16 protein-coding genes are annotated in these 15,988 nt (G+C 46.5%); 15 read left to right on the top strand and 1 reads right to left on the bottom strand.

What is annotated here, in order from left to right:
• The first annotated feature begins 134 nt into the window (after window positions 1–134).
• From glpK to NE665_RS18850, 15 genes are all read left to right on the top strand, one after another.
• Window positions 135–1,616: a glycerol kinase GlpK gene (glpK, locus tag NE665_RS18920; RefSeq protein WP_117442269.1), complete on the top strand. Its 1,482-nt coding sequence runs from the start codon at window positions 135–137 to the stop codon at window positions 1,614–1,616.
• A gap of 155 nt (window positions 1,617–1,771) precedes the next feature.
• Window positions 1,772–2,194 (top strand): hypothetical protein, encoded by a 423-nt coding sequence (locus NE665_RS18915; protein WP_117442268.1) that lies wholly within the window; start codon window positions 1,772–1,774, stop codon window positions 2,192–2,194.
• Between the two features lie 374 nt (window positions 2,195–2,568).
• Entirely contained in the window at window positions 2,569–3,741 is a 1,173-nt protein-coding gene (locus NE665_RS18910) for a CapA family protein (RefSeq protein WP_117442267.1), read from the top strand.
• A 52-nt stretch (window positions 3,742–3,793) separates the two neighbouring features.
• Window positions 3,794–4,213, top strand: coding sequence for an FMN-binding protein (locus tag NE665_RS18905; protein WP_117442266.1), 420 nt, complete (start codon window positions 3,794–3,796; stop codon window positions 4,211–4,213).
• Between the two features lie 143 nt (window positions 4,214–4,356).
• Entirely contained in the window at window positions 4,357–4,737 is a 381-nt protein-coding gene (locus NE665_RS18900; RefSeq protein ID WP_117442265.1) for a NusG domain II-containing protein, read from the top strand.
• Window positions 4,737–5,231, top strand: coding sequence for a Gx transporter family protein (locus NE665_RS18895; RefSeq protein ID WP_117442264.1), 495 nt, complete (start codon window positions 4,737–4,739; stop codon window positions 5,229–5,231). Before NE665_RS18900 ends, NE665_RS18895 begins: the two co-directional genes overlap by 1 nt.
• Window positions 5,232–5,258: 27 nt before the next feature.
• Window positions 5,259–5,516, top strand: coding sequence for a TIGR03905 family TSCPD domain-containing protein (locus tag NE665_RS18890; protein ID WP_117442263.1), 258 nt, complete (start codon window positions 5,259–5,261; stop codon window positions 5,514–5,516).
• A 94-nt stretch (window positions 5,517–5,610) separates the two neighbouring features.
• Window positions 5,611–7,425, top strand: a complete 1,815-nt coding sequence (locus NE665_RS18885) for an ABC transporter ATP-binding protein (RefSeq protein WP_117442262.1) — start codon at window positions 5,611–5,613, stop codon at window positions 7,423–7,425.
• Entirely contained in the window at window positions 7,391–9,226 is a 1,836-nt protein-coding gene (locus NE665_RS18880; RefSeq protein WP_117442261.1) for an ABC transporter ATP-binding protein, read from the top strand. The genes NE665_RS18885 and NE665_RS18880 overlap by 35 nt, the downstream gene beginning before the upstream one ends.
• A 231-nt stretch (window positions 9,227–9,457) precedes the next feature.
• Window positions 9,458–9,970: a deoxyuridine 5'-triphosphate nucleotidohydrolase gene (locus NE665_RS18875; protein ID WP_117442260.1), complete on the top strand. Its 513-nt coding sequence runs from the start codon at window positions 9,458–9,460 to the stop codon at window positions 9,968–9,970.
• A 172-nt stretch (window positions 9,971–10,142) separates the two neighbouring features.
• Complete coding sequence (locus NE665_RS18870; RefSeq protein ID WP_118654653.1) at window positions 10,143–11,708, top strand: diguanylate cyclase; 1,566 nt, start codon at window positions 10,143–10,145, stop codon at window positions 11,706–11,708.
• A 1-nt stretch (window position 11,709) separates the two neighbouring features.
• Window positions 11,710–13,026, top strand: a complete 1,317-nt coding sequence (locus NE665_RS18865; protein ID WP_117442258.1) for a GGDEF domain-containing protein — start codon at window positions 11,710–11,712, stop codon at window positions 13,024–13,026.
• A gap of 176 nt (window positions 13,027–13,202) precedes the next feature.
• On the top strand, window positions 13,203–13,532 hold the full coding sequence (locus NE665_RS18860; RefSeq protein ID WP_117442400.1) for a PadR family transcriptional regulator: 330 nt from the start codon (window positions 13,203–13,205) through the stop codon (window positions 13,530–13,532).
• Window positions 13,519–14,562 (top strand): DUF1700 domain-containing protein, encoded by a 1,044-nt coding sequence (locus NE665_RS18855; RefSeq protein ID WP_117442257.1) that lies wholly within the window; start codon window positions 13,519–13,521, stop codon window positions 14,560–14,562. Before NE665_RS18860 ends, NE665_RS18855 begins: the two co-directional genes overlap by 14 nt.
• Window positions 14,563–14,566: 4 nt before the next feature.
• The gene (locus tag NE665_RS18850) at window positions 14,567–15,031 is read left to right on the top strand and encodes a hypothetical protein (protein WP_117442256.1); all 465 of its coding nucleotides are present in this window, start codon (window positions 14,567–14,569) and stop codon (window positions 15,029–15,031) included.
• Between the two features lie 50 nt (window positions 15,032–15,081).
• Here NE665_RS18850 and NE665_RS18845 read toward each other — a convergent pair whose 3' ends face one another.
• Window positions 15,082–15,750: a CatB-related O-acetyltransferase gene (locus tag NE665_RS18845; protein WP_117442255.1), complete on the bottom strand. Its 669-nt coding sequence runs from the start codon at window positions 15,748–15,750 to the stop codon at window positions 15,082–15,084.
• Between the last annotated feature and the right edge of the window lie 238 nt (window positions 15,751–15,988).

Raw genomic sequence — 15,988 nt, 5'->3', positions numbered from 1 at the left:
GTCGTCTTATCGGTTTTGACTAGGAAATGATGTTGATACTGTTATCTCAAAAAGAGTGGAAGGAGTCTGGGAATGTATGTAAACCGCTATCATTTTGTGTTATAATTAGGAAAATGACAAAGGAGGAAGCTTATATGACATCCTATATTATGGCGATTGATCAGGGAACGACAAGTACCCGCGCCATTCTGTTTGATAAAGCCAGCAATATTGTGGGAGTTGCACAAAAGGAGCTGGAAAATTATTATCCGCATCCCGGCTGGGTGGAGCAAAATGCAAATGATATTTGGGCAAGTACGATTGGTGTTATGTTCGAGGTGCTGGCAAAAACCGGTGTAAAGGATACACAGATTGCTGCGATCGGTATTACCAATCAAAGGGAGACGACGGTTGTCTGGGATAAGGAAAGCGGTCAGCCGATTTATTTTGCCATCGTCTGGCAATCCCGGCAATCGGACACCTATTGCCAAAAGCTGAAGGAGGAAGGGCTGGAGGAGATGATTCGCGAGAAAACCGGTCTGCGTCTGGACCCGTATTTCTCTGCAAGTAAAATCCGCTGGATACTGGATCATGTCGAAGGCGCGCAGGCACGTGCGGAAAAAGGAGAGCTGTTGTTTGGCACGATGGATACCTGGCTGCTGTGGAAGCTGACAAAGGGGGCAAAGCATATCAGCGATGTATCCAATGCATCCCGCACAATGCTGATGAATCTGAAAACGCTGCAATACGATGATGAGCTGCTCAGGCTATGGAATATTCCGCGCTGCATGCTGCCGGAAATACGTGATTCCAGTGAGGTATACGGGGTGACCTCCGGTGTGTTTGATCATCCGGTTCCGATTGCAGCCTTGATCGGTGATCAGCAGGCAGCCTTGTTCGGGCAGACCTGCTTCGATGCGGGAAACGTAAAAAACACATACGGTACCGGCTGCTTCCTGTTGATGAATACAAAGGAGCGTCCGATTCATTCTGCCCATGGATTGATCAGCTGTGTCGGCTGGAGAATCAAGGGGGAAACGGATTATGTTTTGGAGGGCAGTGTGTTTGTTGCTGGAGCTGCCATACAATGGCTTCGGGACGGCTTGAAGATTCTGCACAGCAGTACAGAAAGTGAACAGCGTGCTCTGCAGGTTGCAGATAGTGATGGCGTGTACGTTGTACCGAGCTTTACCGGTCTGGGAGCTCCGTATTGGAAGCCGCAGGCGAAGGGCGGTATGTTTGGGTTGACCAGAGGAACGACACAGGAGCATATCATACGCGCTACGCTGGAATCTCTGGCATATCAGACCAATGATGTGCTGCAGGCGATGAAGCAGGACAGTGGTCTGGATATCGCACAGATGCAGGTGGACGGCGGTGCCAGCCGTAACGATTATCTGCTGCAATTTCAAAGTGACATCACCGATACATGCATTGTACGCTCCACCATCAGTGAAACAACCGCGTTGGGGGCAGCCTATCTGTCCGGGCTTGCCATGGGCTTCTGGAAATCCAAGGAAGAAATCCGTTCCCAGTTTCAGGTATCACGACGCTTTACACCACAGATGGATCCACAGCAAAGAGCTGCCTGTCTGCATGGCTGGAACAAGGCGATCCATGCGATTCTTGACTTTTGATGGGGATTGGAAAATATTAACTTGTGAAATCGTGAGCAAAACGGTTGACGATTCTTTATCATTTCTGTTACCATAGGATTGCCAGCATCATATCATACGATGAGGGACAAAGCGAAACGCTGTAATCATACAGCCACATGGAGGAGAATATTACAATGAAAAAACTCACAGTACTACTAGCAATGACAGTGTTACTAGCAGCCTGCGGCGGTAACTCCGAGCCTGAGAAAAAAGGAAACGGTGAATCCGCAAAAGACAAGAATGGAGACTACGCGACTGCTGAAATCACGGTACAGGGTGATGATGTCGTTGCCATCAATCTTGACGAAACAAAAGAGGGAAAATCCAAAAAAGAGCTTGGCGACAAATATGGAATGAAGGCCGCTAGCAAGAAAGCAAAAAAAGAATGGGATGAGCAGGTGGAATTCCTGGAGAATTACATTGAGAAAAACGGTCTGGACAAGGTTGAAATGAACGAAGCAGGATATCCTGTGAACGACGATGTTCTGGCTGGCTGCACCATCAATGTGAAAAGTCTGATGGATGCGGCGAAGAACGCTAAGGACAACGCAAAATAAAAATTGTATGTGAAAAGACGGAGATACCAGTTATCTTCGTTTTTTTACATCCGAATCGTTTATGCTCTGCTGCTGATTCATCCTATTCTGATACCAGCAAATAAGCAAAGGTGTCATACGAGCATGCAAACAGCGACCCAGATGTTCACAGGTGACGATAGATTGTCAGGCTTTGTTGTGAGCGTACGTGCATGGCGGCTGCTTTCAGCTTCATCGATCCGATAGATAAGCATAGCGATACCTGTATGACATGCATCTTACCATTAGAATACCGGTTATCAAACAATCGTTTCCTGCTGATTGTATGCCGTTTCTCTTAACAGGCTCCTGCTTTTATATTATAATGTACAAATAAAAGGGAAGGGAATATCTGAATGAAAAAACTACTTATACTGTGCTGTGCAGCTGTTATGCTGCTTGGCGGCTGCAGAATACAGGAACAAGCGCCGCAGCCAAAGCCGAAAGAAGAACATCCGGTTCGCAGTGTATCACTGAGCTTTACCGGAGATATCCTGATTGAGGACGCCTTATACAACTGGATGGGAAAGGGATATGATTTTAAAAACTATTTCGACAAGGTCGCACCTTACCTGGATGCTGATCTTGTTATCGGCAATCAGGAGGTTGTGCTGGGTGGTCACGAATTGGGCATTACAGGCAGTGATTATACCTTCAATGCACCTGAGGAAATCGCTAAGCAGCTCCCGGAGATCGGCTTTGATGTTTTGACCTTTGCCAATAATCACAGCTATGACCGTGGCATGCAGGGTATCGTGAATACCCGGAGGAATTTGGAGGATGTCGGTATCCAAACAACCGGTGCTTATGAACATAAGGAGCAGCGGGATGATATCCTTGTGGTGGAGCGAAACGGGATACGCTTTGCGATTCTTGCCTATACCTATGATACCAATCAGTGGATCGATGCGGAACACAGCTTTGCAGTCAATCATTTTCTCAATGAGGAGCATGTGTTTGATGACCGCTGTAAAAAGCAGCTGGCAAAGGATGTGCAGAAAGCGAAAGAGCAAGCGGACGTGGTCATTGCGGCGATGCACTGGGGAACCGAATTCACCTATGAGCTGGATGCTGCCCAGCGCGATGCTGCTGACTTTCTCAACGAGCAGGGCGTGGATATCATCATCGGCAACCATCCGCATTGTCTGCAAAGGGTGGAGACCTTAACGAATGCACAGGGAAAGGAAACCTTCGTAATGTATTCGCTGGGTAATTTTGTTTCAGCTGCTATGGGGGTTGATCGTGCCAGTGAAACCTTCACCAATATGTATGAAATCGGCGGAATCGTGCAATGTGACGTGGAATTGAATACAAAAACAGGAGAAACGACCGTGAAACATAAAAAAATGGTACCGATTGTCAATCACTTCGATGCCTCCTATGACAGCTTTGAGCTGCTGCCGTTTTCTTCCTATACGGAAGAGCTGGCGGCAAAGCATGGTCAGCGAACCATCAGTGCCGACTTTACCTATGCATGGCTCAGAGAACAGCTGAAGCAGCTGTATGATGGTGAAATTGCATGGCAGTAGTATAACGGCGTGGAATGCATAGCATACTAACAGCAGCGAAAGGATGATATGCATGAAAAAGCAGGTAATGATGCTGGGCCTTTCCGTACTGCTTTGCGGCTGCGGCGGAAAGAGCGTAGAAAAGGAAGGTACGGGAACCTTTACAAATGACAACGGGGAAAAGACGACGGCCAGAGTCAAATTAAAAAATGATAAGATTGCCGAGGTTGAAATTGATGAAACCGCCAAGGGTAAGGATAAGACCAAAAAAGAGCTTGGTGAGGAATATGGTATGAAGCAGGCCAGTCCGATTAAAAAGGAATGGAATGAGCAGATCGCCTTTTTTGAAAAATATGTCGAAAAGCATGGCATCGATAAAATCAAGCTCAATCAGGATGGCAAGGCAGAAAACAATGATGTCAGAAGCGGCTGTACCATCAGCGTAGACGGATTTATAAAAGCCATACAGGATGCAGAGAAAAATGCAAAATAGGTAACACGATATCTGCAGGGCAGTAAAATCGCCGATGCAGGTATCTTTTTTTCTCTCAAATCGTATCAGCTTCTGCATTCTTTCACGAAAAGGGTTTGCAAAGCGTTTTCTCTCGGGTATAATAGAATAATGTTGGAGGATCTATGAATAAAGCAGATAAACTATTTATTATGATCGTCGCAGCTTGTGCCTGCCTGCTGTATGTTCCCCTTGTTTGGAGCGCATACCGGGATGTTGGGCGGAAAAAGGAAGTTGTTGTCAGCTATAAGGATCGTGAAATACTCAGAAAGAGCCTGTCGCTCAACGATGTGTATACCGTAAAGGGAACGCTCGGTGATGTACAGGTGGAGGTAAAGGATAAACGTGTTCGCGTGGAAAAGGAAAACAGTCCCTATCATCTCTGTTCCATTCAGGGATGGGTGGAGGATGCCAATCGCCCGATTGTGTGTCTGCCCAACAATATCGTCGTACAGATTGAAACTGGCGACGTGCGTGATGATGATGTGGATACGGTGATACAGTGATGAGCCGCACACAGAGGATGACAACGATAACGATGCTGACGGCTATCAGTATTCTCTTTCATATGATCGAATCCATGATTCCCGTGCCGGTACCGGTGCCGGGATTCAAGCTGGGTCTGGCCAATATTGTTGGTCTGATTGCGTATTATCTGTTTGATGCAAAGGTAATGCTCTCTATCAACCTCATGCGGGTTGTACTGGCTTCTTTGTTGAGAGGTATGCTGTTTGGCACCGGCTTCTGGCTTTCCATGTGCGGCGTCCTTATGTCGACACTTGCCTGTATCCTTGCCAGAAAAACACCGATGAGTATATATGGTGTCAGTGTAGCGGGAAGCAGCGCACATGCCATTGGACAGGTACTTGCAGTAACGCTGATTTATCAGCAATTCTTCATGCAGGCGATTCTGCCGGTATTGATTTTGCTGGGCATCCCGACCGGACTGTTTGTGGCACATGTCGCAAAAGCGGTTCTAAGACGAATACACATAGAATGATTGCGATTATTTGAGGAGGAACTTGTTATGGAAACATTTGTATATAGACCAAAGGGCGTATGCTCAAGAGAAATGCGTTTTGAGATGGACGGCGATATCATTCGCAATGTAACCATCGTTGGCGGCTGTGCAGGCAATCTGCTGGGCATTTCCAGAATTATAAAAGATAAAAAAATAAGTGAAGTACTGGATGCATTTCGTGGGGTTCGCTGTGGAGCGAAGCCGACATCCTGCCCGGATCAGATTGCGGAGGCGCTGAGCGAGTACGCTGAGAAGCTGGGCTAATCAGGATATCTGTGCCTGTGGCACAGGGGTTGTGAAAGCATGACGGGAAATAGGCTTATTGCCTATTTTTTTGTATATAGAGAGGAAGGGGATTATGAAAAAAATACGATTCGTATGGAGATATGTACGTCCGTACCGGTATCAGTTTGTACTGATTTTACTGGATGTGGCGATATATTCCTTGTTTATGTTGGCTGCACCGTTGATCATTTCCTGGATGATCGACAATATCATTCAGGGAGTACCGTTTGAAAATGCTTTTTTGCAGCAGCTGGTGGATATGGCAGGCGGTATGCAGGCGGTACAGTCTCATTTGTGGATTGGCTCCCTTCTGGTAGTGGCAAGCTATCTGATGGTGGCCTTTGCCATCAACCGCAGAAGTATGCATGCCGGGAATGTCGCGGAAACGCTGGCGCTGAATGTGCGCAATGATTTATATGACCATTTACAGAAGCTGCCGTTTTCCTATCATAAAAGCAGGGACAGCGGGGATTTGATTCAGCGGAGCACCTCGGATATCGAAACGGTGCGGCGCTTTCTGGCCAACCAGTTTTCTGAGATGCTGTTTGCGATTTTAAATGTCACACTGGCAGCGCTGATTCTGTTGAGCCGCAGTGTGAAGCTGACGCTGGTATCCATTGCACTGATTCCGCTGATTCTGATTGCCAGCTATGTGTTTTTTTCCAAGGCGAAGAAGATATTTCTGGAATGTGATCTGGCGGAAAGCTCCATGACCACCGTGCTGCAGGAAAATCTGAACGCTATGCGTGTCGTAAAGGCATTTCATCAGGAACAGCATGAAATTGATAAATTTGAAGCGGCGAATGATGCATATCGCAAGAAATATTTTGATTTGATGCATGCCCTGGCACTGTTTTGGAGCGGCACGGATTTTCTGGGACAGATGCAAATTCTGCTTATGATCATTTTCGGAATCGGCATGGCGCTGCAGGGAGAGCTGAGTGTCGGCACGTTCTTTGTGTTTTTGATGTATGAGAGTACCATCGTGTGGCCGCTGCGCCAGCTTGGAAGAATTTTATCCGATCTTGGTAAGGTCAGCGTTTCCATCACGCGAATTGAGGAGGTGCTGCAGGAGGAGGCAGAGGATCTGGAGAGCGGGCTGCGACCGGATATCCGTGGCAATATCCGCTTTGATCATGTAAGCTTTCGCTATGAGGATGGAAGCCGGCATACGCTGCACGATGTGTCCTTTACCATCCATGAGGGAGAGCGTATCGCCATCATGGGACCGACGGGGAGCGGGAAATCCAGTCTTGTTCATCTGTTGAGCGGTATCTATGACTATGACCGTGGCAGTATTACCATCAACGGTGTGGAGCTGCGCGATATTGCCAAATCGTGGCTGCGCCGTCATGTGCAGATCGTTTTGCAGGAGCCGTTTCTGTTTTCCAAGACGATTTATGAGAATATTCATCTGTCCGATCATCATGCGATGCGGGAGGATGTATTGGAGGCTGCCCGGATGTCCTGTATTCACAAGGATATCGAGGAGTTTGATCAGGGCTATGAAACGATGGTCGGAGAAAAGGGCGTTACGCTGTCGGGGGGACAGAAGCAGCGTGTGGCAATCGCACGTTCTCTGCTTGCTAAAAGTCCGATCATGGTGTTTGATGATTCGCTGTCAGCGTTGGATATGAAAACGGATGCGATGATACAGGAAGCCCTGCAGGATATCCGCTATTCCATGACGATGCTCATGATCACCCATCGTGTAGCATCCGCACAGAATGCCGATCGCATCCTGGTTTTGGAGCATGGACGACTGGTACAGGAGGGAACGCACGAGGAGCTGATCAAGCAGGATGGCCTGTATCGACGCATTTATGAAATTCAGAAGGAAGGAGGTGAGGCATATGGCACAGCGCATCATGAAGGAACAGGAGTTTGAAAGTGATGTTTTTGACCGCGGTACCTGGAATAAGGTTTTCCAGCTGCTGTGGGAGCATAAAAAAAGTGTGATTCCACTCATCTTCTTTAATACCATTCTGGCGGTTACCGATGTCATCATGCCACTGCTGAACCGCTACGCCCTGAATACGTATGTCGATGATCGAACAGGCGCAGATACACTGCCGGTATTCATCCTTGTGTATGTTGGAATGATACTGGCACAGTGTCTGCTGGTATATCTGTTTTTCCGTCTTGCCGCAAGAGTGGAGAGTGATTTTGGTAAAAATCTGCGAGAGAAGTGCTTTCGCAAGCTGCAGGAGCAGACCTTTTCCTACTTTGACCGTACGGCAAACGGGTGGCTGATGGCCAGAATCACCTCGGATACGGCACGTCTTGCTGAAACGCTGGCATGGGCCTTTGTCGATGTGGTATGGGGGATATTTGTAATGCTGGGAATCAGTGCGGTCATGCTGCTTGTCAACTGGCAGATGGCATTGTGTGTTCTGGTGGTTGTTCCGCTACTCTGGTTTGTCTCCCTGTATTTTCAGCGTCGCATCCTGTCTGCACAGCGGCAGTCGAGAAAAGCCAATTCCCGTATTACCGCTTCCTTTGTGGAAGGCATCAACGGTGCCAAGACAACGAAAACGCTGGGAATCGAACAGCAGAATTACGATGAATTCCAAACGAAAACCGATGCTATGAAGCGCTACAGCATGCGTGCCTTGCGTATCAATGCCATCTTTCAGCCAATCGTATATCTGCTGTCTGCTGTCGTTATCGCCCTGCTGCTGTATGTGGGTGGGGAACAGGTGCTTTTGAAAACCATTCAGTTTGGAACCCTGGCGATGTTTATCAACTATGCACAGCTGTTCTTTGATCCGCTGAAGCAGATTGCCCGTGTGCTTGCGGAAATACAGATGGCGCAGGCAAGTGCGGAGCGTGTGGTTGCTTTGCTGGAGGAGGAAATCGAAATCACGGATTACCCGGATGTCATCGAGCGCTATGGAACCTTATTAGAGGAGCATACCGAAGCTTATGAGCAACTTCAGGGGGATGTCGTCTTTGACCATGTGAATTTCTATTATTATGAGAATGAGCCTGTTCTGCGCGATTTCTGTTTGCGCGTAGCGAAAGGACAGACGGTAGCGCTGGTGGGAGAAACCGGTTCCGGGAAAAGCACCATTGTCAATCTGCTCTGTCGTTTCTATGAGCCCTGCTCGGGACGTATCCTTATGGATGGGAAGAATTTAAGAGAGCGCAGTGTGGGATGGCTGCATTCCCATATCGGCTATGTATTGCAGACGCCGAATCTGTTCAGCGGGACTATACGGGATAATATTCGCTATGGCCGTCGTGATGCCAGTGATAAAGAGGTGGAGCAGGTTGCCCGCCTGATTCAGGCACATGATTTCATCAGCCGTATGGAAAAGGGCTATGACACTGAAGTCGGTGAGGGCGGAGATCGTCTTTCAACCGGACAGAAGCAGCTGATTTCCTTTGCAAGAGCCATGCTGTGTGATCCCGCCATCGTGATTTTGGACGAGGCGACAAGCTCCATTGATACAGAAAGTGAAAAGGCGATCCAGTATGCGATGGATCAGCTGCTGCACGGTCGTACAAGCTTTGTGGTTGCGCACCGTCTGAGTACGATTGTTTCAGCAGATATTATCGTTGTGCTGCAGCATGGTGTGATTATTGAGCAGGGTACCCATGAGGAGCTGATGGCGAAGCAGGGCTATTACTATGAATTGTTTACTTCTCAATATCGTCAGGAGCGCATACAACGCTGTATGGAATGATACTGTATGAAATAGATGCTGATCAGATATCCTTATCTGCAGGCACAGATTACCGAAATGAAAGAATCTGTGCCTGTTTTGCGTGCAGAAAAAAACGGCATTGGGAGGCTATGGTAGCACGATGGCGCTGTTATCCAGCAGGATAGAGTCTGCTTGAAATATTATATATACAGCAGGTAAACTGTATGGTTTCTGTGGTAGAATAAATAGGAATGTAAGGAGGTATCCGATATGGAGAAAATAGCGAAATTTCATAAGGTGAGCATGCAACGGTTTGAGAAGGACTGGGTCACTGCATTTCCCGGGACCGATGCGGCAGAAATTCAGAGAATATACGAGACGTTAAGACTGCCTGTGCGTGCGACAAAGGGATCAGCCGGCTATGATTTTTTTGCACCTGCGGCAGTTTCCCTGAAACCAAGGGAAACGATAAAAATACCAACCGGTATCCGTGCGGAGATTCAAGAGGGCTGGGTGCTGCAGCTGTTTCCGCGCAGCTCACTGGGCTTTACCTATCGTTTGCAGTTTAACAACACCGTAGGAATTATTGACAGCGATTATTTTGAAAGCGACAACGAAGGGCATATCTTCATTAAGATGATGAATGCTTCAACCGAGGGGAAAATCGTACAGCTTCACGCAGGAGACGGCTTTGCACAGGGAATCTTTCTTCCGTTTGGAATCTGTGAGGATGATGATGTGCAAAAGCAGCGAAACGGCGGCTTTGGTAGTACGAATGAGTAGCTGCAGGACATTGAATCTGCAGCTTTTTTTTGCTTCGTGCGATATGTGCACAGCATGTAAGCATACACATTTTGGGTATAAATAAATATATATGTAAAGTTTTATGGAAACATGGCGTATCGTGTGACAGATATGTTATACTTATTAAATAAAGGCTATGAGGTGAATATGTATGCATAAAATCAAGAGAAAGGTACAGCAGAAGCAGGAAAGCCGAATCCTCTCGTTTACACCGGTTCGTACCTATTTTCTGCTTTTTTTGATGCTGTATCTGCTTCTGGTGATATGCGCGGGATCACTGCTGACGATTCGTTCGATGAAGCAGTCGGCGCAGGCGGCACAGCAAAGTGCAGCAGCGCAGATATCGCAGCGGATTGATGAATCCCTGAAACTTTTAAACGCACTTGCGGCACTTCCTGAATTTTATGATCCCTCTGTAAAATGGGAGGAAAAGGTGGAAAAGCTGGACAGCATCAATACACAGTTCGGCTATATGTTTATCTGCTACGTTGATGAGGATGTACAGGTTTACACATTGGGGGAGGAACCGGCCAGTCTGGCTGCTCGAGAGCATATGCAGAAGCTGTATGCCACAAAGCAGCCGATTGTTACTGACAGCTTTATTGCCGGTGCAGATGGCGTTACCCTGAACTATACGGTTGCTGTTCCGCTGCTTCAGGACGGTGTTATGACTGGAAGCTTGTTTTGCTCGATATATTTTGATGATTCCGTTGAGCTATTGAAAAAGGCGGCATCCGCAAATCAAAGCGAAGCTGTTCTAATCGGTTCTAAGGGACAGACCATGTCATCGACAAATGGGTTATCCTATGGATCCTCCTATGTGGATCAACTGCAGGATGTCCGTATGTACAGCATGACGACGGATACGCTGGAAACTAAACTGCTGGCGCGTGAATCCGGCTCTTTCTATAGTAGGAAAGACGGAAATCTGATGTATACTGCATACGGTCCTGTCAAAAATACAAATTGGGATATTCTGATAACAATCGACTTCTTTCGCCTGTTTTCATCTATGCTGCCCCATCTGCTGCTGATTGCTGCGATTACTGCTGCAATCACACTCTCTCTTTATCTGCTGGTGAGAGCATACAGCCAGCAGCAAAAAGCGAATATGGAAAGCATGGTAGCTGCCGTCCACAGGATGGAGCGGAAATTGTATAAGAACAGCATTCCCGAACAAGTGGATTATAATGATTTACTGCAAATGAGCAGTACAGGACTGCGGGACGGATTGACCGGCGTCGTAACGCGAACGGTATTCCTAAGCAGGATGCAGAAGCTGCTGGAGAGTGGAGAATACGGGAGCTGTACGACACTTTGCTTTGTTGATCTTGATGACCTGAAAACGCTGAACGATACACACGGGCATCAGGCAGGTGATAGTGCTTTAAGAAAAATCGGTTCCATTCTACGGGAATATGAAATGAAATACGAGGGCATTGTCGGGCGCTATGGCGGAGACGAATTCATTCTTGTTTTAAACGATGTAGATACCGCACAGGAGGTTCATGCCGTATTATCCGAGCTTGTTGAAAAACTGAATTTCTCAATCGCTGTAAGTCAGACAGATGTGGCCGTGCATTGCAGTATCGGTGCCTGTATCTGGAACAAAACAGATTCTTTGGATGTGCTGATTGCAAAGGCGGATAAGGCCCTGTATGATGTGAAGCGGCATGGCAAAAAAGCGTATTCCCTCTTTCTGAAGGGAGAGTCCTGATATGAGGCGGATGTCATTAAAAAGAAAACTCCCCGTACTTTTCTTGGTTATCCTTGTACTGGGGCTGAGTCTGTATACCGGAAAAAGCATAAAGGCAGCATTGATCAGCAAACGGCGTCAGACTGCGGAAACCGTCATTGAGCTTTTCGGCAAGCATCTGATACAGCAATTGGATGCAGAGAATTTTGCATCCAAATTGATGTTTACACTGGATACAAAGGAGAAAGCAAATCTGACACTGTTTGAAGAGAAGGCAGCGAAGCTTCTGAAGGACCATGCCGAAATCCGTTTTCTGTCCTACTTTGAGCAGGATACCTTACAGGCAATTTATCCGAGAGAGAAATACAAATCGGCAATCGGCATGAAATTACATGATGTATCCTATAGCTATACCCTTGCAAAGGTGATAAAGGACGGGGTTATTGCAGGACCGGAAACGCTGTCTTCGACAAAGGAGGAGGTATTTCTCTTTATTGAGCCGCTGTATGAAAATAATCAGTACAAGGGAGAGATTATCGCGGCAGTGGATAGTGCGTATCTTATAAAAGCCATGAATCTGGAATATCTCCAGAAAAGAGGCTATGAGTATGAGCTGTGGAGAGTAAATGCGCTTGGTGAAAAAAAGACGGTAATGAGGGTGTCTGATCTGAGTGTTGATTTCTCCGAGGCTGTAAAGCTGGAGGTTAGCTTACCTGCGACATGGAATCTCAGCATTCTGCCAGAGAATGGTTGGCTGCCTTATTCCGTGAAGCTTGCAATCAACGGCATATGCTTACTCGCTGCTTTACTCATCCTCGCCCTTGTATACCTCGCACTGCGTGTGCATGTACAGAAAAAGCAATTGATAAGGGAATCCTATACTGATGCAGACAGCGGCTTGCTGACTCGTGAGGGATTCTTCTATTTTATGAAGCGTGCGAAACAAATGCAGGGGGACAAGGAAGTATCTGTACTGTATATTCAGATGTATAATTTTTATAAGCTGCGCAAAAACTGCAGTATGGAGGAAATGCAGGCATATTTGCAAATCATACAGCAGGGTGTTCAGGAGCATCTGCCTTTGGGAAGTATCGCTGCACGTTTGAGTGAAGAGGAATTCGTCATAGCAATCTTCGAAGATACGAGGAGTGAAAAGGCAATGGAGGCAATCGAGGACTTTATACTGCAGCTATTCTGGAAAAAGAAAATACAAGGGAAAAAGGTCTTTGTGGAACCGAAAAGCGCTATTGTCCGCTGTGTGGCAAAGAAAACAGATGCAGAGGAGCTTTTGAAGCTTGCTTCGATGCGATTAAATGCGTTGTATGATCTGCATTCCTGAATAAGGTGGAGAGTATCGTTTTATTCATATACGAAGGGACTACAGGTATATCTGTCGGATAGCCTGTAGTTTTTTTGTATATGATCTGTTCTATTCTGCAATCCACAGTATTACTTTTATTTTAGTACTTGACAATGCAAAGTACTGGATGTATTATAATAGTGGAGGTGATGCTGGTGAACACACAATTCAAGAAGGGTGTTCTGGAACTGATTGTGCTGCTTTGCGTATATAAAAAAGATATGTACGGATATGAGCTGGTGTCCGAGGTCAGTAAGGTTATCAATGTGAATGAGGGAACCATTTATCCGCTGCTGAAGCGTCTGACCAATGAGCACTATTTTGAAACCTACCTCAGTGAATCCACGGAGGGACCTCCGCGAAAATATTATCGCATAACCGGGAATGGAAAAACGAGGACAAAGGAGCTGCTGCAGGAATGGAATGAATTCCATGAACAGGTCAGCAGATTTATAAAGGAGAGTGAAATCGATGACGAAAGATGAATTTCTGCGATTGCTGGATCGCAAGCTGGATGTGATCAATGAAAGGGAACGACGAGATATCATTGATGAGTACCGCACACATATTGAAATGAAAATGAAGGAGGGGAAAACGGAGGAAGAGGCAATCGAGGATTTTGGAAATATCGATGAGCTGGTGGATGATATTCTGGATGCTTATAAAATCAATACGGATCGTGTCAACCGTTCCTTTGATACCAAGCTGAACCGCTTTATGGATGATCTGTTCAATGGCTTTCAGCGGTTTCTGGGCTCCTTCACCTCCCTGCAAATGGATGATGTTGTACGCCTGGTATTTGAAATTCTGGTGATCCTGATTCTGCTGGCTGTTCTGCATATTCCGTTTCGTATGATTTCCTCTTTGGGAAGCAGTCTGCTGCATTCCGTGGCTGGCTTTGGAATCGGAAGTCTTCTGGCTGCTATTTGGAAATTTATTATCGGTGTTGCCTATGTCGCAATCTTTGTTGTCGTGCTGGTCAACCTGTGCACAAAGCGGCTGAACCGTTACCGCCATTCAAAAAACGGGGATGGCGCCAGTGTGTTTGATGATTTTAAGGAAAGCTTTGATTTCGATCAGGCAAAAAAGACCGTGCATTCCTTTACCAATGATCGCAACACGCGGCGGGAAACGGTGTATGATGAGCGTGATGATGTAAGATATCAGGAAAGAGCTGCGCAGACTGCAGAAACGGATGATACATTTGATGAGTATGAGGATGAAAGCATGTATGAGGAGCCGCGCAGAAGAGAATATCGCCGTTCCTATGAGGGGGATCATGTCGAGCGTGGGGTGACAAGTGTTGCGACAATTCTGATGCGAATCTTCTTCTGCCTGATGATGATTCCTTTTATCGGTATCATCGTGGCATTGTGCTGTGCCCTGGGTGCTATGATTGTGCTCAGCTTTGAAGGATTGACCCTGTTTGGTGCCTACTTTATCGTCATCGGTGCATTGGTGGCGACCGGAGGCTTCCTGTCTCTGTTGTACAGCGTGTTATGGAGAAGGGGGTAAGCATATGAAAAAATTTCTGATATCCCTGATTGTCGGAATTACGATGATGGCGATCGGAACAACCATGCTGGTATTTGAAATCAAGGAATTTGAATTTGTGGACGGAAGAAGCGCCTATTACGGCTCTGATACGGTAAAGACACAGACCTTCCGGGTGAAGGATCAGGATTTGAATATTGTGTTTGAAGATGATTACTACACAGGCTATGAGTGGAAATATGATGAGAGCATGAAGGATGAGGTTCGTATTGAGTATGCAACGGATGTACGGGTGAAAACGAGTGGGAATACGATCGTTATTGAAGAGCGCTATGATCATGAGTGGGGCGTCAATGACGGCATGGATTTCCTGAACACCTTTCTGGACGGCTTGAAGCATCGCAAGGTCTATACGATGGATTACAGAGAAAATGTTGTGATCGTATCCTCCTCACAGGCGAGAGATCGTGTACATGTGACCTACGAATAGGATGGCAGTAGAAAAAACGCGGAGCATAGAATGCCGCGTTTTTTTCGCCTTTATATGGAGTTTAAGCCCTCATATGGATGTGAATGCTTCCTTGCGTTTTTTAATTGACGGATATCACCATTTTGCAGAGCCGCTATATTGCTTTGGATAAGCTCGATTGGCCAGTCCCACCATTTCAGTGCAAGCAGCTCCGCTATGGTTTCTTCGGAAAATCGCAGCCGTATTTCTCTGGCAGGCATACCGCCGACGATGGTATAGGGCGCAACATCCTTTGTGACAAGAGCCCGTGTTCCGATAATGGCACCGTCACCGATTGTAACACCGGCCAGAATCACTGCTTCGTATCCGATCCATACGTCATTGCCGATCACAATATCTCCCTTGTTATCCCATGCAGATGTGACATTCTCCGGCATTTGCTGCCATTCCTCGAAAAATATGGGGAAGGGATAGGTTGACAGGGATTGCAGTGCATGATTTGCACTGTTAAATAAAAATTTTGCACCACATGCGATGGAACAGAATTTTCCGATGATCAGTCGATCGCGGTTAACCGGATACTGGTATAAAACGTTATGCTTTTCAAAATCACGGGGATCCTGCGCATGGTCATTGTACATGGAAAATTCACCTGCCGTGATTTCCGGCCGTGTTATGACATTTTTGATATAGACGGTATGCGGATCGTCGCTGCGCGGATAGATCAGGTTTTCCTTCATGTTTATTTCTCCTCTCTACCAGTTCATTGTACGAAAGGATATGTGTTTCTGGCAAGCTACAGAATCGTACAGCGCTGTTTTGTAGAAAAAAAGAATGCCGCAGCATTCTTGCAGATTGTTGACAAAAGCCTATACCTTTTCGTAAGGACATAGGCTTTTTATTGTATATAGGCAATTTTCGAAATGAAATTGTCTTTTTTTGTATATTTTGAAGGATATATTGAATTTTTTGATGACT

The organism is Clostridium sp. DFI.1.208 (assembly GCF_024463855.1).
GTDB lineage: Bacteria > Bacillota_I > Bacilli_A > Erysipelotrichales > Erysipelotrichaceae > Clostridium_AQ.
The sequence above is the reverse complement of the archived record's forward strand: the minus strand, read 5'-3'. Positions and strand labels throughout refer to the sequence as shown.